The organism is Nesterenkonia cremea (assembly GCF_014642675.1).
Classification (GTDB): Bacteria; Actinomycetota; Actinomycetes; order Actinomycetales; family Micrococcaceae; genus Nesterenkonia; species Nesterenkonia cremea.
The window spans coordinates 1-22,908 of sequence record NZ_BMIS01000003.1 but is presented as its reverse complement, the minus strand read 5'-3'; the positions used below and the strand labels follow the sequence as shown (position 1 = coordinate 22,908).

At 67.1% G+C, this 22,908-nt stretch carries 21 protein-coding genes; 15 read left to right on the top strand and 6 right to left on the bottom strand.

Translation table 11 applies throughout. The annotated features are described in order from the left end of the window. Positions 1-161: 161 nt before the first annotated feature. Positions 162-953, bottom strand: coding sequence for a TSUP family transporter (locus IEW85_RS04305; RefSeq protein WP_188683052.1), 792 nt, complete (start codon positions 951-953; stop codon positions 162-164). Then, complete coding sequence (locus IEW85_RS04300) at positions 950-2,785, bottom strand: proline--tRNA ligase (protein ID WP_188683050.1); 1,836 nt, start codon at positions 2,783-2,785, stop codon at positions 950-952. Before IEW85_RS04300 ends, IEW85_RS04305 begins: the two co-directional genes overlap by 4 nt. Positions 2,786-2,850: 65 nt before the next feature. On the opposite strand from IEW85_RS04300, the gene rimP reads away from it, so the two are divergent. The 12 genes from rimP to IEW85_RS04240 all read left to right on the top strand — a co-directional run bounded on the left by rimP (position 2,851) and on the right by IEW85_RS04240 (position 15,152). Further along, on the top strand, positions 2,851-3,408 hold the full coding sequence (gene rimP / locus IEW85_RS04295) for a ribosome maturation factor RimP (protein ID WP_188683048.1): 558 nt from the start codon (positions 2,851-2,853) through the stop codon (positions 3,406-3,408). A 54-nt stretch (positions 3,409-3,462) separates the two neighbouring features. Further along, positions 3,463-4,455 (top strand): transcription termination factor NusA, encoded by a 993-nt coding sequence (gene nusA / locus IEW85_RS04290; RefSeq protein WP_188683046.1) that lies wholly within the window; start codon positions 3,463-3,465, stop codon positions 4,453-4,455. Positions 4,456-4,483: 28 nt separating this feature from the next. Continuing rightward, entirely contained in the window at positions 4,484-4,810 is a 327-nt protein-coding gene (locus IEW85_RS04285; RefSeq protein ID WP_188683044.1) for a YlxR family protein, read from the top strand. Between the two features lie 147 nt (positions 4,811-4,957). Continuing rightward, positions 4,958-7,816, top strand: a complete 2,859-nt coding sequence (gene infB / locus IEW85_RS04280) for a translation initiation factor IF-2 (protein ID WP_188683042.1) — start codon at positions 4,958-4,960, stop codon at positions 7,814-7,816. 99 nt (positions 7,817-7,915) lie between these two features. Further along, positions 7,916-8,344 (top strand): 30S ribosome-binding factor RbfA, encoded by a 429-nt coding sequence (rbfA, locus tag IEW85_RS04275; RefSeq protein WP_188683040.1) that lies wholly within the window; start codon positions 7,916-7,918, stop codon positions 8,342-8,344. Between the two features lie 5 nt (positions 8,345-8,349). After that, the gene (gene truB / locus IEW85_RS04270) at positions 8,350-9,360 is read left to right on the top strand and encodes a tRNA pseudouridine(55) synthase TruB (RefSeq protein ID WP_188683038.1); all 1,011 of its coding nucleotides are present in this window, start codon (positions 8,350-8,352) and stop codon (positions 9,358-9,360) included. A 52-nt stretch (positions 9,361-9,412) separates the two neighbouring features. Further along, positions 9,413-9,778 carry a hypothetical protein gene (locus tag IEW85_RS04265; protein ID WP_188683036.1) on the top strand — a complete coding sequence of 122 codons (366 nt, stop codon included), beginning with the start codon at positions 9,413-9,415 and terminating at the stop codon, positions 9,776-9,778. Beyond that, positions 9,775-10,212, top strand: coding sequence for a hypothetical protein (locus IEW85_RS04260; protein ID WP_188683034.1), 438 nt, complete (start codon positions 9,775-9,777; stop codon positions 10,210-10,212). Before IEW85_RS04265 ends, IEW85_RS04260 begins: the two co-directional genes overlap by 4 nt. A gap of 4 nt (positions 10,213-10,216) precedes the next feature. After that, positions 10,217-11,221, top strand: coding sequence for a bifunctional riboflavin kinase/FAD synthetase (locus IEW85_RS04255; protein ID WP_188683032.1), 1,005 nt, complete (start codon positions 10,217-10,219; stop codon positions 11,219-11,221). Positions 11,222-11,232: 11 nt separating this feature from the next. Beyond that, positions 11,233-12,168, top strand: a complete 936-nt coding sequence (locus IEW85_RS04250; protein ID WP_188683030.1) for a class I SAM-dependent methyltransferase — start codon at positions 11,233-11,235, stop codon at positions 12,166-12,168. 178 nt (positions 12,169-12,346) lie between these two features. Then, positions 12,347-12,616 (top strand): 30S ribosomal protein S15, encoded by a 270-nt coding sequence (gene rpsO / locus IEW85_RS04245; RefSeq protein ID WP_188683028.1) that lies wholly within the window; start codon positions 12,347-12,349, stop codon positions 12,614-12,616. Between the two features lie 271 nt (positions 12,617-12,887). Next, positions 12,888-15,152 carry a polyribonucleotide nucleotidyltransferase gene (locus IEW85_RS04240; protein WP_188683025.1) on the top strand — a complete coding sequence of 755 codons (2,265 nt, stop codon included), beginning with the start codon at positions 12,888-12,890 and terminating at the stop codon, positions 15,150-15,152. A 123-nt stretch (positions 15,153-15,275) separates the two neighbouring features. Here the strand turns inward: IEW85_RS04240 and IEW85_RS04235 are convergent, their stop codons facing one another. Next, positions 15,276-16,850 carry an FAD-dependent oxidoreductase gene (locus tag IEW85_RS04235; protein ID WP_188683023.1) on the bottom strand — a complete coding sequence of 525 codons (1,575 nt, stop codon included), beginning with the start codon at positions 16,848-16,850 and terminating at the stop codon, positions 15,276-15,278. Between the two features lie 80 nt (positions 16,851-16,930). Between IEW85_RS04235 and IEW85_RS04230 the strand changes: the two genes are divergently transcribed. Further along, positions 16,931-17,566 carry a trimeric intracellular cation channel family protein gene (locus IEW85_RS04230; protein WP_229658787.1) on the top strand — a complete coding sequence of 212 codons (636 nt, stop codon included), beginning with the start codon at positions 16,931-16,933 and terminating at the stop codon, positions 17,564-17,566. A 96-nt stretch (positions 17,567-17,662) separates the two neighbouring features. After that, entirely contained in the window at positions 17,663-19,219 is a 1,557-nt protein-coding gene (locus tag IEW85_RS04225; RefSeq protein WP_188683021.1) for a TIGR01777 family oxidoreductase, read from the top strand. A 63-nt stretch (positions 19,220-19,282) separates the two neighbouring features. Here IEW85_RS04225 and IEW85_RS04220 read toward each other — a convergent pair whose 3' ends face one another. Then, positions 19,283-19,882 carry a TspO/MBR family protein gene (locus tag IEW85_RS04220; protein ID WP_229658786.1) on the bottom strand — a complete coding sequence of 200 codons (600 nt, stop codon included), beginning with the start codon at positions 19,880-19,882 and terminating at the stop codon, positions 19,283-19,285. Positions 19,883-20,004: 122 nt separating this feature from the next. Here IEW85_RS04220 and IEW85_RS04215 point away from each other — a divergent pair, with 122 nt between their 5' ends. Further along, positions 20,005-21,063: a PPK2 family polyphosphate kinase gene (locus tag IEW85_RS04215; protein WP_188683019.1), complete on the top strand. Its 1,059-nt coding sequence runs from the start codon at positions 20,005-20,007 to the stop codon at positions 21,061-21,063. A gap of 25 nt (positions 21,064-21,088) precedes the next feature. On the opposite strand, the gene IEW85_RS04210 is transcribed toward IEW85_RS04215, so the two are convergent. Together IEW85_RS04210 and IEW85_RS04205 are read right to left on the bottom strand one after the other, a co-directional pair. Beyond that, positions 21,089-21,388, bottom strand: coding sequence for a hypothetical protein (locus IEW85_RS04210; RefSeq protein ID WP_188683017.1), 300 nt, complete (start codon positions 21,386-21,388; stop codon positions 21,089-21,091). A gap of 91 nt (positions 21,389-21,479) precedes the next feature. Next, positions 21,480-22,658: a DUF3320 domain-containing protein gene (locus IEW85_RS04205; RefSeq protein WP_188683015.1), complete on the bottom strand. Its 1,179-nt coding sequence runs from the start codon at positions 22,656-22,658 to the stop codon at positions 21,480-21,482. Positions 22,659-22,908: the final 250 nt, after the last annotated feature.

Here is a 22,908-nt window from a genome sequence, read left to right as displayed (position 1 = left end):
AGGCAATGCGTCCTCCTGTGGATAACCTCGGCCACGCCCTCCGCGACCCTCGTTTTACCAAGCACTTTTCAGATAACCCCAACGTATATGGGTAGGTAAACCGGAAATGCCTTGGTAAAACGAGGGTGAGGAGGGACGGCGGGGAGGGACGGCGAAACCGGTCAGGCGAAGAGGTCCACGGCCACGTCGTAGCCCAGCTTGAGGATCAGAACGAAGACCACCACCAGGAACACCACGCGGATGAACTGGGAGCCCTTGGAGATCGCCATCCGGGCGCCCACGTACCCGCCGGCCATATTGGCCGCGCCGAGCATCAGGCCCAGCCACACCAGCACGTGGCCGGCGGGTGCGAAGTACAGCAGCGCACCCAGGTTGGTGGCCATGTTGACCACCTTCGCCTGGGCAGAGGAGTTCAGGAAGCTGTAGCCCAGCACCATCACCAGGGCGATGATCAGAAAGGTGCCGGTTCCCGGGCCCAGCACGCCGTCGTAGAAGCCGATGATCGCCCCGATCACCACGGCCCGGGCCAGGTGCCCGAAGCCCATATGCCGCAGCTTCTCCAGCTGCCCCACACTCGGCTTCAGCGCGGCGAAGATCCCGACGCCGAGCAGCGCGGCCAGGATCAGCGGCAGGATCACCCGCTCGGGCAGCCAGGCTGCCACCACCGCCCCGCCGTAGCTGGCCAGCAGCGCGGCGAAGGCCATGGGCAGGGCTGTGCCCATCGACGGTCTGACCCGCCGGACGTAGGTGATCGCGGAGACGGTGGTGCCGAAGACGCTGCCGAGCTTATTGGTGGCCAGCGCCTGGACCGGGCTGATCCCGGGCACCATCAGCAGCACGGGCAGCTGCAGCAGGCCTCCGCCGCCGACGACGGCGTCCACCCATCCGGCCGCGAAGCCTGCGAGGACCAGAAGGAGGATCACCACCCATGTGATGTCCTCCCCGGCGATCACTTCAGGCTCGCCGCACGTTCCACCACAGTGGAGACGGCGGCATCCAGAGCAACCTCCTGGGCTTCGCCCGAGCGGCGGTCCTTGACCTCCACCTTGCCGTCCTTGAGGCCTCGGCCCACCACCACGATGGTCGGCACGCCCACCAGCTCGGCATCGCCGAACTTCACGCCGGGGGAGACCTTGGGACGGTCGTCGTAGATCACGGTCAGGCCCTGGGCCTCGAGGTCTGCGGCCAGCGTCCCGGCTGCCTCGTAGATCTCCTCGCCCTTGCCGGTGGCCACCAGGTGCACATCGGCCGGAGCCACGGTGCCGGGCCAGATCAGGCCGCGGTCATCGTTGTTGTCCTCGGCGATGGCGGCCAGCACGCGGGTCACGCCCAGGCCATAGGACCCCATGGTCACCGTGCTGAGCTTGCCGTTCTCGTCCAGGACCTTCAGGTCCAGCGCCTCGGCGTACTTCTTTCCGAGGTGGAAGATGTGGCCCAGCTCGATGCCGCGGCGGGTGTGCAGCGGGCCGGAGCCGTCGGGGGAGGGATCGCCGTCGCGCACTGCCACGGCCTCGATCACGCCGTCCCAGCCGAAGTCGCGCCCGGCCACCAGCCCGAAGACGTGCTTGTCATGCTCGTTGGCGCCGGTGATCCAGCTGCTGCCGGAGACCACGCGCGGGTCCACCAGGTAGGTCAGGCCGGTGGTGCCCTCCTCGCCCAGCACAGGCGCCTCCAGCGACAGGCCGGGGCCGATGTAGCCGCGCACCAGGCCGGGGTTCTTCCTGAGGTCGGCCTCCACAGCGGCTTCCACGGCCACCTCGCCGGCGGCACCCAGGTGATCACCGATGGACGCCTCCACGCGCTTCAGGTCGACATCGCGGTCACCGGGGACGCCGATGACGGCCACACGGCGCTCACCATCGGGCATCACGACGGCGACCACCACGTTCTTCAGCGTGTCCGCAGCGTTCCACGGACGGTCCTCGCGCGGGTGGTTCTGGTTGGCGGCGTCGACCAGGGTCTCGATGGTGTCGGTGCCCGGAGTGGGGTGGACCGCCGCGGCGGGCAGACCGCTGAAGTCGATGGGCTCGGGTGCCGGAGTGGTGACGGCCTCCACGTTGGCGCGGTAGCCGCCGTCGGACTCCACAAAGGTGTCCTCACCGATGGCGCAGGGGAAGAGGAACTCCTCGGAGGCGGAGCCGCCCATCGCGCCGGAGACGGCGTTGACCGGGACCACCGGCAGGCCCATGCGCTCGAAGATGCGGATGTAGGCCTCGCGGTGGGCGCCGTAGGCGGCCTGCTGGTCCTCCTCGGAGAGGCAGAAGGAGTAGGAGTCCTTCATGATGAACTCGCGGCCGCGCAGCAGTCCGGCCCGGGGGCGGGCCTCATCCCGGTACTTGGTCTGGATCTGGTAGATGCTCAGCGGCAGATCCTTATAGGAGGTGTAGAGGTCCTTCACCAGCAGGGTGAAGGCCTCCTCATGGGTGGGAGCCAGCAGGTAGTTGAACTCCTCGGGCTTGCCGGCCGCGTCCTTGGGGATCCTGCGGTCGGCCACGCGGAAGATGTTGTCCCCGTAGTCCTCCCAGCGCCCGGTGGCCTCATAGGGCTCCTTGGGCAGCAGTGCGGGGAAGTGCACCTCCTGGGCGCCGATGGCCTCCATCTCTTCGCGGACGATCTGCTCCACCTTGGCCAGCACCTTCAGGCCCAGCGGCAGCCAGGAGTAGATGCCTGGGGCTGAGCGGCGGATGTAGCCGGCGCGGACCAGCAGCTGGTGGCTGGCGACCTCGGCGTCGGCGGGGTTGTCGCGCAGAGTGCGCAGGAAGAGCTGGGATAGGCGAATCGGCACGGTGAGTCTCGTTTCCATCACGGATGATTACTGCCACCACAGTCTAACGGGGCACAATGGGTGTCATGTCTGCATCACCCCGCCCCGCTGATGACCGCCGCTTTCCCGATGCCCGTTCCGCAGAGCTGGCCGAGCTGGTGGAGCCGGCGGTGAACCGTCTGGGACTCTTCCTGGAGGAGCTGGAGCTCAGACCCGCCGGCCATCGCACCGCCCTGCGCGTGGTGGTGGACTACGCCGAGGGCTCCGAGCAGGTGGACCTGGACACTCTGGCCGAGCTCTCCGAGGAGGTCTCCGAGATCCTCGACGGCGAGGCCGGGGCCACGCTGAAGGACGTCCCGGAGTACGACCTGGAGGTCTCCACCCCCGGAGCCACCCGTCCGCTGACCCTGCCGCGTCATTTCCGCCGCAATGTGGGCCGTCTCCTTGAGATCACCACTGCAGACGGCCGGCAGCTGGTGGCCCGTCTGGAGGGTGCCTCGGAGCAGAGCATCACCGTCTCTGAGCAGAAGCCCGCACCCAAGAAGGGCATGCCGGTGAAGTACAAGGATCCGGTGGAGCTGGACCTGACCTCCATCACCACTGCCCGTGTGCAGGTAGAGTTTTCACACACGGAAGACGACTGAGCCCAGACGGCTCGCTGATCGTGCGCAACGCTGCTGTATGAACCGGAGGCACAAGTGGATATCGATATGAGCGCCCTGCGGATGCTCGTCAATGAACGTGACATTCCTCTCGAAAGGCTGATGCCGGCCATCGAACAGGCACTCGTCCTCGCCTATCACAAGACGCCCGGAGCCCTGCAGCACGCCCGTGCCGAGATCGACCAGTCCAGCGGTCACGTGGCCATCTGGGCCAAGGAGTTCGATGAGGACGGGACCGTGCTCGGCGAGTTCGACGACACCCCCAAGAACTTCGGCCGTGTGGCCGCCTCCACGGCGCGTCAGGTCATCATGCAGCGCATCCGCGACGCCGAGGACGACCAGGTCCTCGGTGAGTTCCGCGGCCGCGAGGGTGAACTGGTCTCCGGGCTCATCCAGCAGGGCCGCAACCCCAACATGATCCAGGTGGACCTGGGCACCGTTGAGGCTGTGCTGCCCCCGCAGGAGCACGTTCCCGGGGAGGAGTACGCCCACGGCGCCCGCCTGCGCGCCTATGTGGTGGACGTCCACCGCGGCATGAAGGGTCCCTCCATCACCCTGTCCCGTTCCCACCCGGGCCTGGTGAAGAAGCTCTTCGAGCACGAGGTCCCGGAGATCGCCGACGGCACGGTGGAGATCACCTCCATCGCTCGTGAGGCCGGGCACCGCACCAAGATCGCGGTCAAGGCTCACCAGGCCGGAATCAATGCCAAGGGCGCCTGCATCGGCTCCATGGGCTCGCGTGTGCGTGCGGTGATGACCGAGCTGAACGATGAGAAGATCGACATCATCGACCACAGTGACGACCCGGCGGAGTTCATCGCCCACGCGCTCTCGCCCTCCAAGGTCTCCAGCGTGGAGATCCTGGATGAGAACGCCCGCTCGGCTCGTGTGGTCGTGCCGGACTACCAGCTCTCGCTGGCCATCGGTAAGGAGGGGCAGAACGCCCGTCTGGCCGCCAAGCTGACCGGTTGGCGGATCGACATCCTCTCCGACGCCGCCTCGGACGGCGCGCCCGTGGTCTCGGAGTGACGGCCCCGGTCAGAAGGAGTAGACTGTCATGGTTCCTGTGCGCACATGCGTCGGCTGCCGCCGTCGCTGTGAGCAGGAGGACGTCCTGAGGCTGGCCCTGGAGGGTTCGCAGGTGGTTCTTGACGCCGCACGCCGGAAGCCCGGCCGCGGCGCCTGGCTCCACCCGCGGCGCAGCTGCTTCGAGGCAGCGATCTCCAAGAGGGCCTTCAACCGGGCCTTCCGAGGTCAGGTCGACGTCGGGCACCTCAGCTTCGAGGAGCTCAGCACTGTCAGCGGACACGGATCTCCCGTTGAGGGAGAGACGTGCCGAACGGTTCGAGATGAAAGCGGGATCAGAGAGATGGATACCCGATGAGCATCGACGGATGAGTGCCCAGTGATGACACACCTGTGTAACTCCGTCACGGATCAGAATCAGTCACACGGCTCGTCTCCGGTGAACCGCTGATATCAGCCCCGCTGATGATCGGCGGGGCATCGTGCGGGCCAGAACAGGAGAAAAGTGGCCAAGGCCCGCGTGCACGAGCTCGCCAAAGAGCTCGGTATCACTTCCAAAGAAGCACTTGCAAAACTTCAGGACATGGGGGAGTTCGTCAAGTCCCCGTCCTCCACGGTGGAGCCGCCCGTAGCCAAGAAGCTGCGTGCCGCCTACCCCGACGCCGCCGAGAAGGGCGGTGACAAGAAGTCCGCACCCAAGCCTGCTCCCAAGAAGAAGGAGGAGGCCCCGGCTGCTGAGGCTGCACCCGCACAGGAGGCCGAGAAGGCTCCTGCCGCAGAGGCCTCTGAGGAGGCTCCGGCCGCCGAGAAGCCCAAGCCGGCTGCCAAGCCCGGCCCCAAGCCTGCACCGAAGCCCGGTGGCGGCGCGGCCGGTCAGTCCTCCGCCAAGGCTGAGGATGCGCAGAAGAGCGGCGACGCCGCACCCAAGCCCGGTCAGAAGCCTGAGACTGACGTCTCCGGCGAGTCCGGTGAGAAGAAGTCTTCGGCTCCGAAGCCTGGCGGTCCCCGCCCGGGAAACAACCCGTTCTCCTCCTCGCAGGGCATGAGCTCCGAGCGTCCGGCTCCGCGTCCCGGTCCCCGGCCGGGGCCGCGTCCGGGCAACAACCCCTTCGCCTCGCAGCAGGGCATGCGCACTGAGCGCGGCGGCGGTCAGGGCGGCCCGCGTCCGCGCGGCGGCCAGGGTGGTCAGGGAGGTCCCCGCCCGGGCGCACCTGCTGGTGGTCAGCGCGGCGGTCAGGGCGGCCAGGGTGCTCCCCGTCCCGGCGGCCCCAAGCCGGGCCCGCGTCCCGGCGGCGCTCCCAAGCCCTCCATGGTTCCCGGCCAGGCCCCCGGTGGTCCCGGCGGAGGCCGTGGACCCGGTGGCGGTCCCGGCGGCGGTGCCCCGGGCGGCGGTCCGCCGCGCGGTCGCGGAGGCCGTGGTCGCGGCGGTGCCGCAGGTGCCTTCGGGCGCGGCGGTCCGTCCCGCTCCAAGAGCCGTAAGTCGAAGCGCGCCAAGCGCGCAGAGATGGAGCAGCGTCAGACCCGCGAGATCGGCGGCGTCCGCGTCCCCAAGGGCGACGGCAACACCGTTCTGCGTCTGCGCCGCGGCTCCTCTCTGGCCGACTTCGCCGAGAAGATCGGAGCGGAGCCGGCAGCGCTGGTCACCGTGCTGATGAAGCTCGGCGAGATGGCCACCGCCAACCAGTCCCTGGACGAGGAGACCTTCCAGCTGCTCGGCGAGGAGCTGGGCTATAAGGTCCAGATCGTCTCTCCGGAGGATGAGGACCGGGAGCTGCTCGAGTCCTTCGACATCAACTTGGAGAACGAGGCCGCCGCCGAGTCCGACGAGGACCTGGAGCCCCGTGCTCCGGTGGTGACCGTGATGGGTCACGTCGACCACGGTAAGACCCGTCTGCTGGATGCCGTCCGCTCCTCCAAGGTCACCGAGGGCGAGCACGGCGGCATCACCCAGCACATCGGTGCGTACCAGGTGGATGTCCCTCACGAGGGCGAGGAGCGCAAGCTCACCTTCATCGACACCCCGGGTCACGAGGCGTTCACCGCTATGCGTGCCCGTGGTGCCAAGGTCACCGACATCGCCGTGCTGGTGGTCGCCGCCGACGACGGCGTCATGCCGCAGACGGTGGAGGCGCTGAACCACGCCAAGGCCGCCGGTGTTCCGGTGGTGGTCGCGGTCAACAAGATCGATAAGGAGGGGGCCTCCCCGGACAAGATCCGCGGTCAGCTCACCGAGTACGAGCTGGTGCCCGAGGAGTACGGCGGCGATGTCATGTTCGTCGACGTCTCCGCACGCCAGAACCTCAACATCGAGGAGCTGCTCGAGGCAGTCCTGCTGACCTCCGACGCGGCTCTGGAGCTTCAGGCCAACCCGGACAAGGAAGCACGTGGTGTGGCCATCGAGGCCAACCTGGACAAGGGACGCGGGCCTGTGGCCACCGTCCTGGTGCAGTCCGGCACGCTGAAGGTCGGCGACAACATGGTGGTCGGCACTGCATTCGGACGTGTCCGTGCGATGTTCGACGAGAACGGCGAGGCAGTCGCGGAGGCCGGACCGTCGCGTCCGGTCCAGGTCCTGGGCCTGTCCAATGTGCCGCGCGCCGGCGACTCCTTCCTCTCCACCGAGGAGGACCGCACCGCACGCCAGATCGCTGAGAAGCGTGAGGCGGTCGAGCGCAACGCCATGCTGGCCAAGCGCCGCAAGCGCGTCTCCCTGGAGAACTTCGACCAGGTGGTGGCCGAGGGCAAGATCGACACCCTCAACCTCATCATCAAGGGCGACGTCTCCGGTGCTGTGGAGGCCCTGGAGGATGCGCTCATGGGCATCGATGTGGGCGACGAGGTCCAGCTGCGGGTCATCCACCGCGGCGTGGGCGCGATCACCCAGAACGACGTCAACCTGGCTACTGTGGACGACGCCGTCATCGTCGGCTTCAACGTCCGCCCGGCCGAGCGCGTCATCGAGCTGGCCGACCGTGAGGGCGTGGACATGCGCTTCTACTCGGTCATCTACGCAGCCATCGATGACATCGAGGCAGCGCTGAAGGGCATGCTCAAGCCGGAGTACGAGGAGGTCGAGCTGGGATCGGCAGAGATCCGCGAGGTCTTCCGCTCCTCCAAGTTCGGCAACATCGCCGGTTCGATCGTCCGCTCGGGCATCATCCGCCGCAACGCCAAGGCCCGTCTGGTGCGCGACGGCAAGGTGGTCTCCGAGAAGCTGGCCATCGAGTCGCTGAAGCGCTACAAGGACGACGCCACCGAGGTCCGCGACGGCTTCGAGTGTGGTATCGGTCTGGGTACCTTCAACGACATCCAGGAAGGCGACATCATCGAGACCTGGGAGATGCGCGAGATCCCGCGCGTCTGATCAGGACACTCTCACCACGACGCCGGATCCCGCTGCAGACGCGGGGTCCGGCGCTCGTGTTCTAGGCTGAGACCGAACGTACACACGAAGGAGCGCATCATGGCTGATCCAGCACGCGCGGCACGGCTTGCCCAGCGCATCAAGGTCATCATCGCGGAGGCCCTGCGCAGCCGGGTCAAGGATGAGCGTGCTGAGCTCATCACAGTGACCGATTCCCGGGTCACCAACGACCTGCAGCACGCCACCGTCTACTACACGGTCATGGCCTCCGACGAGGACGCCAAGGCCGGTGCCGAGGAGGTCCTGGACGCCAACCGGGGCGTGCTGCGGCATGAGATGGGACGTCAGCTGAACATCCGGCTGACCCCCACCCTGGAGTTCGTCCCGGATGAGATCCCGGAGCAGGCCGAGCACCTGGAGGACATCCTCCGCAAGGCCCGCGAACAGGACGAGAAGGTCCGGAAGCTGCGCGAGGGCGCAGAGCCGGTCTCCGAGGATTCCCCCTACCGGTCCCAGGGAGATCAGTAGTCTCCATGGGCAAGAAGCAGAGGCCTGAGGAGATCGAGGTCGGTTCAGGTCTTGTCCTGGTGGACAAGCCTGCCGGCTGGACCTCCCACGACGTCGTCGGCAAGATCCGGAAGCTCGCCGGCACCCGCAAGGTCGGCCACGCCGGCACGCTGGACCCTATGGCCACCGGCGTGCTGGTGGTGGGCATCAACCGGGCCACCCGGCTGCTGACCCACATCGTCGGAGTGGACAAGACCTACACCGCCACGGTGCGGCTGGGTCAGACCACCACCACCGACGACGCCGAGGGCGAGGTTCTGGAGAACCGGTTCGCCAATGCGGTCACCCCGGAGAAGCTCGATGAGGCCGTGACCCGGCTGACCGGGGAGATCATGCAGGTGCCCAGCACCGTCTCTGCTATCAAGGTGGACGGCAAGCGCTCCTATGACCGCGCCCGCGCCGGCGAGGAGGTGGCCCTGGACGCCCGGCCGGTGACGGTGGAGCGCTTCGAGGTCCATGACATCCGCCGCCTGGACGAGGGCAAGACGGTGGACGTCGACGTGGAGGTCCGGGTCTCTTCGGGCACCTATGTGCGCGCCCTGGCCCGGGATCTCGGCGAGATCCTGGGGACCGGCGGTCATCTGACCGCGCTGCGCCGCGCCGCCGTCGGGCCCTACAGCATCGATCAGACGCTGACTCTGGAGCAGCTGGGGGAGGACTTCGGCTACATCGGTCTGGCTGAGGCCGCCGCACAGCTCTTCCCGGCCCGGCAGCTCACCGAGGAGGAGGCTTTCAACCTGGGGCACGGCCGGCGGATCACCGCCTCGGCCGATGCCGAGGTGGTTCAGCCCAGCGGAGAGACCATCGCCGATGCCAAGGGGCGCCGCGAGGGACTGACTGCGGCCTTCGGCCCGGACGGTGCGCTCGTGGCCTTGCTCACGGATGTCCCCGCCAAGAAGGGCGCCTCGTCCTCGCCGGATGCGGCAGAGGCTAAGATGTTCCAGGCGAAGCCGGAGCTGGTGTTCGCCGCCCAGTGAACGCAGGTGCCGTGATCCCGGCGCCTGAAGGCATGTCCGCAGAGGAGTCCCTATGACGGCGATGTTCATCATCGGCACCGTGATCTGTGCGGCATCCGCCCTCATCTGCTGGGTGATGACGGCTGTGCGGCGCCACCCCGCGGATTCGGCGATCATCAGCCTGGCCGTCATCGAGCTCTACCTCTTCGCCTATGCCGGCTACGCCGCGGTCCGCCAGTCCGGCGGGGCCTCGGTGGTCGGTGAGGTCTGGGAGTTCTGGGGGTATGTGCTGACCGCCCTGATCCTGCCCATCGGCGTGTTCATCTGGGCGGTGATCGATAAGACCCGCTGGTCCAACCTGGTGATGAGCTTTGTGGGGCTGGTGGTCTTCGTGATGGTCTATCGGCTCGAAGAGATCTGGTGGGGGAGCGCCCTATGAGCAGGTTCAGCCAGCCCGACGCCGGCCAGCAGGTGGCCGGCCCTACGCCGCGCAACCGCGGGATCGGCATGCTGATCATCACCGCCTATGGAATCTTCGCGATCTCCTCCTTCGCCCGGGCGCTGTACCAGATCGTCGTGCACTTCGAGGATTCCCCGGTGGCGTATCTGCTGAGCGCCTTCGCCGCCGCGGTCTACATCCTGGCCACTGTGGCTCTGGCCCGCCGCGGGCACACCGCCTGGCTGGTGGCCCTGGTGGCTGTGCTGGTGGAGATGGCCGGAGTGATCGGCATCGGGCTCTGGACTGTGCTGGACCCGGAGCTGTTCAACGAGGCCACCGTGTGGTCCCACTTCGGTCAGGGCTACGGCTACATCCCGCTGATCCTGCCGTTCGTGGGGCTGTTCTGGCTGCTGCGCCACCGGACTGTACAGTAGATCCGTGCACATCTGGAATGGCCTGCAGGAGGTCCCCGCCGCGCTCGGTCCGACGGCGGTGACCATCGGCAACTTCGACGGCGTCCACCTGGGTCATCAGCATGTTCTGAACCAGCTGGTCGCAGCCGCCTGCGAGCATGACGCGGCCTCTGTGGCGATCTCCTTCGACCCGCATCCGCTGCAGGTCCACCGCCCGGAGGACTGCCCCGAGATGCTGACCGGCGTCACGGAGAAGATGCGCCGGCTTCAGGCCAACGGCCTCGAGGGGCTGCTCATGCTCCACTACACCCTGGACCTGGCGGCGCTGACCGCCGAGGAGTTCGTGAGGACCTATCTGGTGGACGCCCTGCGCGCCGCTGTGGTGGTGGTCGGTCACGATGTGCGCTTCGGTCAGGGAAACTCCGGAACCTTCGAGACCATGGTGGAGCTGGGCCAGCGCTACGGCTTCTCTGTGGTGGGGGTGGAGGACTATTCAGCCTCCACCGACCGCCGCTGCTCCTCCACCTGGGTGCGTGAGGCCCTGCGCGAGGGCGATGTCACCAGCGCCTGCGAGGTGCTCGGCCGGCCCCATTCGGTGCTGGGCACTGTGGTCCATGGTGCCGCCCGCGGCCGCGAGCTCGGATTCCCCACCGCCAACCTCGGCTCCGATGCTGAGGGCATGATCCCCGCCGACGGCGTCTACGCCGGATGGTTCGTGGATGAGCACGGCAAATACTGGCCGGCTGCGATCTCAGTGGGTTCCAACCCCACCTTCGACGGCATCGAGCGTGTGGTGGAATCCCATGTGATCGACCGCCCGGAGGAGAAGATCGAGGACTTCGACCTCTACGGCCAGGTCGTCCGCGTGGAGTTCGTCCAGCGGCTGCGTGGCATGGTCGCCTATGAGGGCGTGGAGAAGCTGGTGGAGCAGATGACCCAGGACGTCTGCGATGCCCGCGACGTCCTGGCCCAGACCTGGCCCGGACAGGTGTCCCAGCCCTCTGCGGCCTCGGACAGCACCGCCGCCTGAGGGGTTCCGCGGTGACTGAGTCCCACAGTCCGCGCAGCGGCGGTGAAGCCCGCAACCGTCCCAAGCGGCGCAGTGATGCTGATCCGCTGATCACCAGTGAGTCCCGACGCCGGCAGCTCGGCAGCTCCTTTGCGGACCAGCAGTCGGTGGAGGAGGCCTGGGAATACGATGCGCTGCGCCCCCGCTACCCCGCGGCAGCAGTCCAGCAGATCCTCGCGCTGGGGGAGGGCGCTGCGCGGGGTTGTGTTGAGCAGGGGAGCACAGCGGCGCAGTCTTCCGCGCCGCGGATCGTGGACCTGGGTGCGGGCACCGGCATCCTGAGCCGCCAGCTGCTCTGTCGCGGGGCGCAGGTCCATGCGGTGGAGCCCAGTCAGGCGATGACCGAAGTGCTGGCACAGTCGGTGCAGCATCAGGACCAGCAGGAAGACACAGCCCTGCAGAGCAGGCTGCGCATCACCGGCGCTCCGGCGGAGGAGACCGGGCTGGAGCGGGGGAGTGCCGACGTCGTCGTCGCCGCTCAGGCCTGGCATTGGTTCGACGCCGGGGCGGTTCAGCAGGAGGTGCGCCGACTGCTGATCGACGGCGGTCAGCTGGCGCTGATCTGGAACTATCTGGACACCAGCGATGAGACCGTCCATCGGCTGACCCGGATCATGCGGGCTGGGGATGTCTACCGGCCGCAGTGGAGGCCCACGCTGGATGCTGAGCTCTTCGGACCGGTGCAGACCACTGAGCACCGCTGGAGCCGCAGTCTGAGCGTGGCGGAGATCTTCCGCTATGCCACCACACTGAGCTCCTGGCTCTCGGCCTCGGAGGAGGACCGCATCCGGCGTCGGGGGAACCTGGAGGACTACCTGCTGCGCGAGCGGGGGCTGGCCGAGGAGGATGTGTTGGAGCTGCCGATGATCACAGCCTTGCATGCGGCTCAGCTGCGGCCCGCTGGCTGAGGTCTGCTGACCGGAGCCTGGGCCCTGGTGTACCCGGGCAGAACTCTGTATAGTAGTGGGGTTGTCATCTGATGACTTCCGCCATGCTGCAGTCCGCGGTGGCTGGCGCCGGTCCCTGGCCCTCAGCTGAGGGCAAAGCTCGGTCTTTGTCGCGGCACATCGAATAAGGAGCTTTTCCATGGCTTTGGATCCCGCTGTCAAGCAGGAGATCATCAAGGAGCATGCAACTAAGGAGGGCGACACCGGTTCGCCCGAGGTCCAGGTTGCAGTGCTGACTCGTCGGATCTCCGACCTCACCGAGCACCTGAAGGAGCACAAGCAGGATCACCACACCCGTCGTGGTCTGATGCTGCTGGTGGGTCGCCGTCGTCGTCTGCTCAACTACCTTGAGCGCAAGGACATCGAGCGCTACCGTACGCTGATCAAGCGTCTGGGTCTGCGTCGCTGATCCCAGCGAAGAGCTTCAGCGTCAAACGCTGATCACCAAGCCGAAACGGGTGGTCCCTGCTTAGGGGCCACCCGTTTTGTGTGCGAGACTAGGTGGAGCACCCGCTGAGAGACTGTATGCCCGGTCCTCGGTAGTGGCTTACGGGAGGCGTGAGTGTTCCCGCGCCCGTGGGCTTCGATCGAAGGCCGTCATACACATCTTCCTCTCAGCTGTGGTGCCTGCAGCCGTGTGCTGCACTGCAACACTCAACAACAGAGAGGAGACACCTGCCATGCAGGGTCCCGAGGTTCACTATGCAGAAGCCGTGATCGACAACGGTCGTTTCGGCTCCCGCACCATCCGTTTCGAGACCGGCCGCCTCGCCAAGCAGGCCGCCGGCTCCGCAGTGGTCACCCTCGATGAGGAGACCACGCTGCTCTCGGCCACCTCCGTCGGCCGCCACCCGCGCGAAGGCTTCGACTTCTTCCCGCTGACGGTGGACATCGAAGAGCGTATGTACGCCGCAGGCCGCATCCCCGGCAGCTTCTTCCGCCGCGAGGGGCGCCCCACCACTGACGCCACGCTGGCCGCTCGTCTGATCGACCGTCCGCTGCGTCCGGCCTTCAAGAAGGGCATCCGCAACGAGGTCCAGGTGGTCGAGACCATCATGGCCATCAACCCCGATGACCTCTACGACGTGGTCGCCATCAACGGTGCCTCGCTGTCCACCCAGCTCTCCGGTCTGCCGTTCTCCGGCCCGATCGGCGGCGTGCGTGTGGCACTGATCGACGATGGTCAGGGCGAGGCCCAGTGGGTGGCCTTCCCCAAGCACTCCCAGCTGAAGAACGCCGTCTTCAACATGGTCGTGGCAGGCCGCGTGGCCGGCGATGACATCGCCGTCATGATGGTTGAGGCAGAGGCCACCGACAGCTCCTGGAACCTGATCAAGACCCAGGGCCGCACTGCTCCTACCGAGGACATCGTGGCTGAGGGCCTGGAGGCCGCCAAGCCGTTCATCAAGGTCCTGTGCGAGGCTCAGGCAGATCTGGTCCAGCGCGCCGGCAAGGAGCCCGTGGAGGTTCCGACCTTCCAGGACTACCAGGACGACGTGCTGGAGGCTGTGAAGGGCGTTGCTGAGGAGAAGCTCTCCAGCATCTACCAGATCGCCGACAAGCAGGAGCGCCAGAACGCCGATGAGGACCTCAAGGCTGAGGTGCTCGAGCAGCTGGCCGGCGAGGGCAAGGAGTTCGAGGGCCGCGAGGGCGAGATCTCCAAGGCTCTGGGCTCGGTGACCAAGCAGGTCATCCGCCAGCGCATCCTGCGCGATCAGGTCCGCATCGACGGCCGCGGCCTGGCGGACATCCGCCAGCTCACCGCAGAGGTCGAGGTCATCCCGCGCGTGCACGGCTCGGCGATCTTCGAGCGCGGCGAGACCCAGATCCTGGGCATCACCACGCTGAACATGCTGAAGATGGAGCAGACCATCGACAGCCTGTCGCCGGAGACCACCAAGCGGTACATGCACAACTACAACTTCCCGCCCTACTCCGTGGGTGAGACCGGCCGCGTGGGCTCGCCCAAGCGCCGCGAGATCGGCCACGGTGCTCTGGCAGAGCGCGCCATCACCCCGGTGCTGCCCTCCCGCGAGGAGTTCCCCTACGCGATCCGTCAGGTCTCCGAGGCTCTGGGCTCCAACGGCTCCACCTCCATGGGCTCGGTCTGCGCCTCCACGCTGTCCCTGCTCAACGCAGGTGTGCCGCTGAAGGCACCGGTGGCCGGCATCGCCATGGGCCTGGTCTCCGACGAGGTCGACGGCGAGACCCGCTACGCAGCCCTGACCGACATCCTGGGCGCCGAGGATGCCTTCGGCGACATGGACTTCAAGGTCGCAGGCACCGAGGAGTTCGTCACCGCCATCCAGCTGGACACCAAGCTGGACGGCATCCCCGCCTCCGTGCTCTCGGCAGCGCTGAAGCAGGCCCGTGAGGCTCGTCTGCACATCCTGGGTGTGCTGACCGCGGCCATCGACGGCCCGGACGAGATGGCGATGACCGCCCCGCGCATCATCTCGGTCTCCGTGCCGGTGGACAAGATCGGTGAGGTCATCGGCCCGAAGGGCAAGATGATCAACCAGATCCAGGAGGACACCGGCACCGACATCTCCATCGAGGATGACGGCACCGTGCTGATCGGCGCCACCGACGGCGATTCCGCTGAGGCAGCCCGTTCGGCGATCAACGCGATCGCCAACCCGACCGTCCCCGAGGCGGGCGAGCGGTATCTGGGCACCGTGGTGAAGCTGACCAGCTTCGGCGCGTTCATCTCCCTGACCCCAGGCAAGGACGGCCTGCTGCACATCAGCGAGCTGCGCAAGCTCAACGACGGCAAGCGCGTGGACGACGTCGAGGACGTGGTCGGTGTGGGTCAGAAGCTGCAGGTGGAGATCACCAAGATCGACGACCGCGGCAAGCTCTCCCTGGCACCCGTGGTGGACGAGGAGAAGGACTCCGAGGAGTCCACCTCCGTGAACACTGTGGTGGCTGAGGACGCTGAGTGATCCAGCGATGAGCTGAGTCTCTTCAGACAGAGAAGACCCCCGCACCGTACGACGGTGACGGGGGTCTTCTCTGTCTCGGGAGTGCTGGGTGCTGTGCTGCGGCGTGTGCTGAACGGCTCAGCCTCAGCGCGGTGGCTTCAGGTCCTTCACCGCCGGGCCTTCCAACAGCGTGCCGTCGTGGCTGAAGCGGGAGGCGTGCAGCGGGCAGTCCCAGGAACGTTCGGCGTCGTTCCAGGTGAGGATCCCACCCATATGTGGGCAGACCGCGGAGAGCTCGCAGGTCTGCCCGTCCACGGTGGAGACGGCCACGGGCCGGCCGTCGCGGCGCCCCACCACGCCCTGACCCTCGGCGGGAGCCTCCTCCGACAGGCTGCGCAGCGCGGCCTGAGTCCAGTCGCTGAGCATATGTGCCCCGACCTGCAGGTTGTCCTTCACCCCAGTGAGCAGTGTGGGGCCTGTGAGCGAGGTGTTCATCAGGGTCTGGGCCCAGTGCATGGTGCCGCCGCTGCCGAGGTCGTGGTGGAGGATCTCCGAGGCGAGGGCCAGGGCCGCGGCCACGCCGTTGGTCATGCCCCATTTGTTGAACCCGGTGGCCACGTAGATATCTCCGCCGCCGCGGGGCAGCGCGCCGATATAGGGCACGGAGGTGGCGGCGCAGTAGTCCTGGGCGGCCCAGGAGTGGGTGCGTTCGGCGCGGGGGAAGTGCTCCTGGGTCCAGGCCTCCAGTTCGTCGATGGCTGCCTGGTGGCAGGCATAGCCCTGGGACTGGGCGCGGCCCACCACATGGTCGCTGCCGCCGACGATCAGCAGCTCCTCGCCGGCGTCGGTGCCCTCCGGCATCGGGACGGTACGGGTGGTGCGGCTGGGGGAGTCGGCGCTCAGATACATGCCCTTCGGGCTCTGTCCTCTGGACTCCACCGGAAGCCGGAAGCTCAGCGCATAGGAGCGGTGGGCTGTGAGCTTGGCGAAGTGGCCGCCGCGGTCCATGATGGGCGCCCCGGTGGCGAGGATGAGCTGATCGGCAGTCAGCGTGCCTGCCGTGGTGTCAACAGTGAGCGGGACATCGCTGCGGTCGGTGTCGGCGGCGCCGGTGACCCGGATGCCTTCCAGGACCACACCGCCGCGTTCGTAGAGCTCGTCGACCAGGGCCTGCAGCAGCGCCATCGGGTGGATCTGAGCCTGATTGTCGAGTTTCAGCGCCCCGGTGACGGGGAAGGGGAGTTCCGTCTCCTCCGTCCACTGAGCCTCGACGCCGGCGGCTCGGCAGGCCTGCAGCTCCTCCTCCAGCGCGGAGCGGCCCTCTTCCGTGGTGGCGTAGGTGTAGGCGGTGCGGCGCTGACAGTCCACGCCGCGGTGGTCCAGGTAGTGCAGCAGCCAGGCCTGGGCCTCGCGGTTGCCGTCCACATAGGCCTGCAGCGTGTCATCGCCCTGGTGGCGGCGGATGCCGGAGAGCACTGTGCCCTGCAGCAGGGAGACCTTCGCCGTGGTGTTGCCGGTGGCCGCCGCGCCGATGCTGCGGGCTTCCAGGACGGCTACGGACTTGCCGGCGCGGGCCAGCAGCACCGCGGTGGTGAGTCCCGTGATGCCGGCGCCGGCGATGACGGCGTCGTAGTGGGTGCCGGGGGAGAGGTGCTCAGGCTGGGCCTGGGCTGAGGTGGGCAGGGTGATCGGGTGTGTGTCGAGCCAGAGGGAACGCATAGCGGGTCCTTCTCTCGGGTGCGCCTCCTCTTACAATAGAGCGTCCGTGTATCTGCTGTGAGCTGTGAGGGGTCTTACTCGTGTCAGTTGAGACGATGGTGCTCGCCCTGGAGCTGGTGGGGACCTTCGCCTTTGCGGTCTCCGGGGCGCTGCTGGCGGTGAAGAAGGGCTTCGACATCGTCGGGTCCCTGCTGTTGGCCAGCCTGGCCGGTCTGGGCGGCGGTGTGATCCGTGACGTGATGCTTGCCCAGGGTGTTCCCACCGCGTTCGGCGCCCCGCTGTATCTGATCCCGGTGGCGCTGGCCGTGCTGGTGGTCTTCGTGCGGCTGATCCGGGAGGACAGGCTGCGCCGGACCCTGCTGGCCTTCGACGCGGTGGGGCTGTCCCTGTTCTGCGTGATGGGTTCCTTCATCGCTTATGAGGCGGGGCTGAACCCGGTGGCCTGCGTGCTGTTGGGCGTGACCACTGCGGTGGGTGGCGGTGCGCTGCGTGATGTGGTGGCCAACGAGGTCCCGCAGATCTTCAATCCCGACGGCGTCTACGCGGCACCAGCCTTCCTGGGCGCGGCCGCGACCACGACAGCATTGGAGCTCGGCATCTTCAACGCCTTCGCCGCGGTGGGCATTGCGGCTGGAATATTCGTGATCAGGTTCCTGGCGCTGAAGTTCCGTTGGCGCGTGCCTCTGGCCGTGCTCCGGCCCGGACCGGTCCGTTAGCAGGATCTTCTCCGCTGAGCCCGCCGGTCACCTAGACTCAGGAGACGAGGCGGCCGAAAGGCCGTGGGCCTGCCGGGAAAGGATCAGGAGTCTCTCATGCCGGTCTTCGAGCACCAATCCCACCTCCCGTTCTCCCGCGAGGATGTCTTCGCCTGGTACTCCCGCCCCGGAGCGCTGGTCCGGCTGCATCCGCCGTTCGCCGGAGAGGTGAAGCAGGAGCCCTCTGACGGCCTTCAGGAGGATTCCCGGTCCGCACTGGGGATCAACCTGCCAGGGATCTGGGGGACCAGCCTGACGGCGCTTTCGGGGCTCATCGGATCACAGCTCAGGCTGCCGCTGCGCACCCAACTGACCTGGCATGCCCGGCATACGGACTTCTCGCCCGGGCGGGGCTTCGCCGACGATATGGTCTCGGGGCCGGCCGCCCAGTGGTTCCACGAACGCCAGTTCTCCGATGAGGGCGATGGGACGCTGCTGTCCGAGCAGGTCCATTATGAGCTTCCGCTGCCGCGGCGGACGCCGTCAGCAGTCTCAGCGGCGGTGACCTCGCGGTTTGAGGCCGAGCTGCGCCGGATCTTCGACTACCGTGCACGCCAGACCGTGGCAGAGCTGGCCTTCCATCAGAGCCACGGCACACTGGCCTCATCCGGCTCATCTGCCGGTGCGCCGCCGGTGCCGCCGGTGCACGTGGTGGCGGTCAGCGGCGCCTCAGGGCTGGTCGGCAGGCAGGTATGTGCGCTGCTGGGTGGCGCTGGGATCGAGGTCCGCCCGATGGTCCGCCGCTCCTCTGCAGGCGCGCAGTCCTCTGCAGGCGCGCAGTCCTCTGCAGGCGCGCAGGAGGGCCAGCGCGTCATCGTGTGGGACCCGGCCGCGCAGGAGCTGGATCCTGACGAGTTCGCCGACGTGGACGCCGTCATCCATCTGGCCGGTCATCCGCTGGCGGGACGGTTCACCGAGAAGCACAAGCAGAAGGTGAGAGCCTCCCGGGTCCAGGGCACGGATCTCATCGCACGGGCACTGGCGCATGCTGAATCCCGGGACAGCCGCGGGCGAGTGCTGGTCAGCGGGTCAGCGGTAGGGTTCTACGGTGCCAGGCCGGCGGACCGGACTCATCAGCAACAGCTGCTGACAGAAGACCTGCCCGCAGGCACCGACTTTCTGGCCGATGTCTGCTGGGAATGGGAGCAGGCCACAGCCCCGGCGCACCGGGCCGGAGTGCGCGTGGCCACGGTCCGCACCGGCATCGTGCAGTCGCCGGCCGGAGGGGTTCTGCAGCAGATGCTGCCTCTGTTCGCCGTCGGGATGGGCGGCCCGCTCGGTGGTGACCAGTGGCAGAGCTGGATCAGCATCGATGACATCGCATCGCTGATCGTCCACGCGGCCCTGGAGCCATCGGTGGAGGGACCGATCAACGGGGTGGCGCCTGAACCGGTGACCGCCGGCGAGTACGCCAAGACGCTGGGCGATGTTCTGCACCGGCCCTCGGCCATCCCCGTGCCTGGCTTCGGCCCCGCACTGCTGCTCGGCCGGCAGGGTGCCAGAGAGTTGGCTATGGCGGATCAGCGCGCCAGCGCCGAGCATGCCCGCAGCAGCGGTTTCGGATTCCGCCACACCACGTTGGCAGCCGCGCTGCGCCACGTCCTCGGGAGGTGAACCGGGCAGGCCAGGCACCGGCCGCGGCACACTGAGGCTCAGGGGCCCGGCGGGGTGGTCGGCTCAGTTGGCCACCGCGATGTAGGCGTTCAGCGTGGACGCGTAGAGGATCCACGCCAGGTAGGGGAGCAGGATGACTGCTGCTGTCCGGCTGATGGGCCAGAAGGCGCGTGCGGTCAGGATCACCAGGATGATCAGTGTGATGATCACGCCCAGCGCTGCCCAGAGGGCGGCGCCGCCCCAGCTGGGATAGCCGGCGAAGAACAGGGGCGTCCAGACGCCGTTGAAGGCCAGTTGGACGAAGTAGAGCACCAGGGGCGTGGTCACGCGGGCCCGGTGGCGTTCCCGCCAGACCAGCCAGGCGGCGAGGCCCATCCCGATGTAGAGGACGGTCCACACCGGCCCGAACAGCCAGTCCGGCGGGTTCCAAGGTGCTGTGTCGGCCTGTTCGTACCAGCCGTCGGTGTGCGGCTGGGTGGCCTGGCTGCCCAGGAAGCTGATGGTCAGTGGGATGGCCACCATGAGGGCCAGGACGATGCCCTGCACCCACGGGGAGTCACGCTGGGAAGCGGTGGAGCGGCGCGCTGCGGACCGAGATGTAGGTGGCTGAGTCGTCGTGGATGGGGCCGTCGTCGGGCGGTTGGTGCTGTCGGCTTCCTGCATATCGACCTCCTTGGTGATCCCCACCGTAGCGCCTGGTCAGCGCCGTGCCGAGGGATGGCCGGCTGCTGGTCTGATAAACATGGACACATCCGGCGCAGCCTATGAGCGAAGGAGCCCTTCAGATGTCTCAGGAACACTCCGTGCCTGCCCCGCTGGATGTGACGCTCACCGGTGTGCGGGGGCCCAAGGCGAATAAGAACAACCCCTTCGACGCCGACCCGCGCAGTCTGTGGCGGGTCAGCCAGTACGATCAGCCGTTGGATCTGGGTGAGGTTCCCACCAGGCGCCGCGCCGGGTTCGAGGGCAAGAAGGCCGATGGTCAGAAGATCTTGGACCAGCGTGCGGAGACGCTGGCCGATCTGCAGGAGCTGATGTGGGCCCATGTGCAGGCTGCTCCGGATCAGGAGCAGCGGGACGTCGATAAGGCGCTGACTGCCCGGGCTCCGCGGCGCACTCCTACGGAGACCCAGCGGCGCAAGGAGCTGTTCTCCCCGGCGGTGGAGGAAGCTCTGCAGAAGCTGGAGCGTGGGCCGCGGTTGTTGCTGGTGCTGCAGGGGATGGATGCCTCCGGCAAGGGCGGCATGGTGAAGTCTGTGGTGGGTGCGATGGACCCGCTGGGTGTGGACGTTGCCGCTTTCGGCAAGCCCACCCGGGAGGAGGCCCGCGAGCACTACCTGCAGCGCATCATCCGCCGGCTGCCTCAGCCTGGGCATGTGGGCGTCTTCGATCGGTCCCATTATGAGGATGTGTTGGTTCCCACGGTGCAGGGCAGCCTGAGCGAGCAGAAGCTGGCTGACCGGGTGGAGTCTTTGCAGATCTTCGAGCGCGAGCTGGTCCGCCGTGGCTTTGTGATCATCAAGGTGATGCTGCACATCTCCCCGGAGGAGCAGCTGGAGCGGCTGCTCTCGCGGCTGGACCGCGAGGAGAAGCACTGGAAGTTCGACCCCTCGGACGTGGACGCTCGCGAGGAGTTCGGGACCTACCAGACCATCTACAACGGCCTGCTGGAAGCCACCGACGCCGACTACGCGCCCTGGCACGTTATCGGCGCGGACCGTAAGTGGTACTCACGTCTGGCGGTCCAGGAGCTGCTCATCGCCGCTCTGGCTGACCTGAACCTGCACTGGCCCGCGGCGAGCTACGACGTAGATCAGGCACGGAAGAGGTTGAAGGAGGCGTAGGGGAGGGAAGCCCCGCCCCTACGCCTCAGGCCACCTGTTCGAAGGCCGTGGCTACATGGGCGTTGAGCACTGCGTCGCTGGTGAGCTTACTAAGCATCTGGTCGTGCGTCAGCGTGCCGCTTGAGCGTCCGGTGAGGTGCCAAACGCCGCAGACGAAGACGGCGGCGTAGGTGTAGACGGTGCCCTCAGGCTGGTACTGCGCCTGGAAGCGCATCACCGTGCCTTCCTTGATCGCTCTACGCGCTTGGATGTCGTAGCGGAGCTGCTGGGGCGATGCAGCGAAGTCCAGGTCCGGTGGTTGGTTCTTGCCCCGCATGCCCCGCATGGGTTCCCCCTCGTGTTTGGGTGCGAGCAGAATGACGTTAGGGCCAGGCGGGGACACGGACCCGTGACAGGGTTACTGCGCCCCGGAGAGGTCACTGCATGGCAGGGGAGGAGAGCCCCGCGACAGCGGGGTTCAGCCGAGCCTCGTAGCGGCGCATGATCTTCTTGAAGCCGAACACTCGGACCACCGCACGCTTCAGCTCGGTCTCAGAGAGAACCTCTTCGGTGTACTCCTGAATCTCACGGGCCGCGTTGCGCATCTCTTTGGCGCTGATCTCTTCGAACTTCCGCGCCGGGGTGTCGGGGCTTGGACGGAACTCCATCCACTCCTGCGGGTGCGTGTGAGCGGGCCAATAGAAGCTGTCCTGGTCACGGTGGCATCCGTTGGACTTCACCAGGTTCTGAAGCTGACGTTTGATCTGCTGCTCCAGGGTGCTGCTGGCGCGCTTACGCCCGAATGCGGTGAGGATGAACTTCACCAGACGGTCCTCATGGACCGGTCCTTCAGCATCGATAGCCTCCTCCGCGGCAGCCTGCACCAGCTCACGGGTCTGCTTACGCTTGAAGCTCTCCAGCATGTCTGGTGTGCCCAGCTGGGCGGGGATCCATGCTTCGAACGGCACGCGGTCCTGCCCGAGCAGCCCTTGTGTGGAGCCTGTCTCGGTGTAATTCCGCTGGACGGTGGAGCGCGTCGCCGCTGCTTCCACCCGGCGCTGGGAGTCATCCGCTGGCGCCTCAGTCGGCGTCTCGGCAGACGGGGCGCTCAGAGAAGATGCCGCGGTGCGCGGCGCCAGGCCGAGGTCTTCCAACCGGTCGCCCAGGTCAAGCTCTTCCAACAGGTTGGGCAGCAGCTTATTGCGCAGGCGCTCCAGCTTCACCGCTCCGTGCTGATCACCGAAGTGCTCCAGAAGACGAACCTTGGAGTCGGAGGCGCGGAATCCCTCCAGGGCGTTGAACTCATGGGTGTGGGCCCAGAGGTTCCGAACTCCGCGCAGCTCGGCCGCCAGCGTGGAGACGATCCGGGACTCGTCGTCAAAGGGAAAACCGAGCCCGGCGAGGCGCTCTGTGAGCATGCGCAGCTGCACCTGTAGGTCATTGGCCGCGTAGGCATCACTCTGTGGCCGAACGCGGCCCTTCTTCGCGTCCACTTCCTTCAGGACAGCGGTCCACGGCACGGAGGGAGCGATCTCCTCGATGCGGGCCTGCAAGAGGTCCGGGAGCCGCTGGCTCAGAACACGGATGCCTTCACTGACCTGGGAGTAGACGCTCATGGGACCTCGGATGAAACTCGAGGACAAGGTGCGTAGGTGATTCGTCGCCCACCTTACGGCAAGGCTCTGACATGGGGACGGAACATGTAGTTGCCGGGTTTTCAAAAGACGGACTGCGTCTTACTGAACCGTCCTGGATTTAGTTCCGGGGTTCTGTAGCAAGAGATTCCCCTCGCTGGTGTTCATAGTAGGCGTCTTCGACCTCGGCAGGTGTCTGCTGACCGAGGTGCTCGTGCAGCCGGGTGGTGTT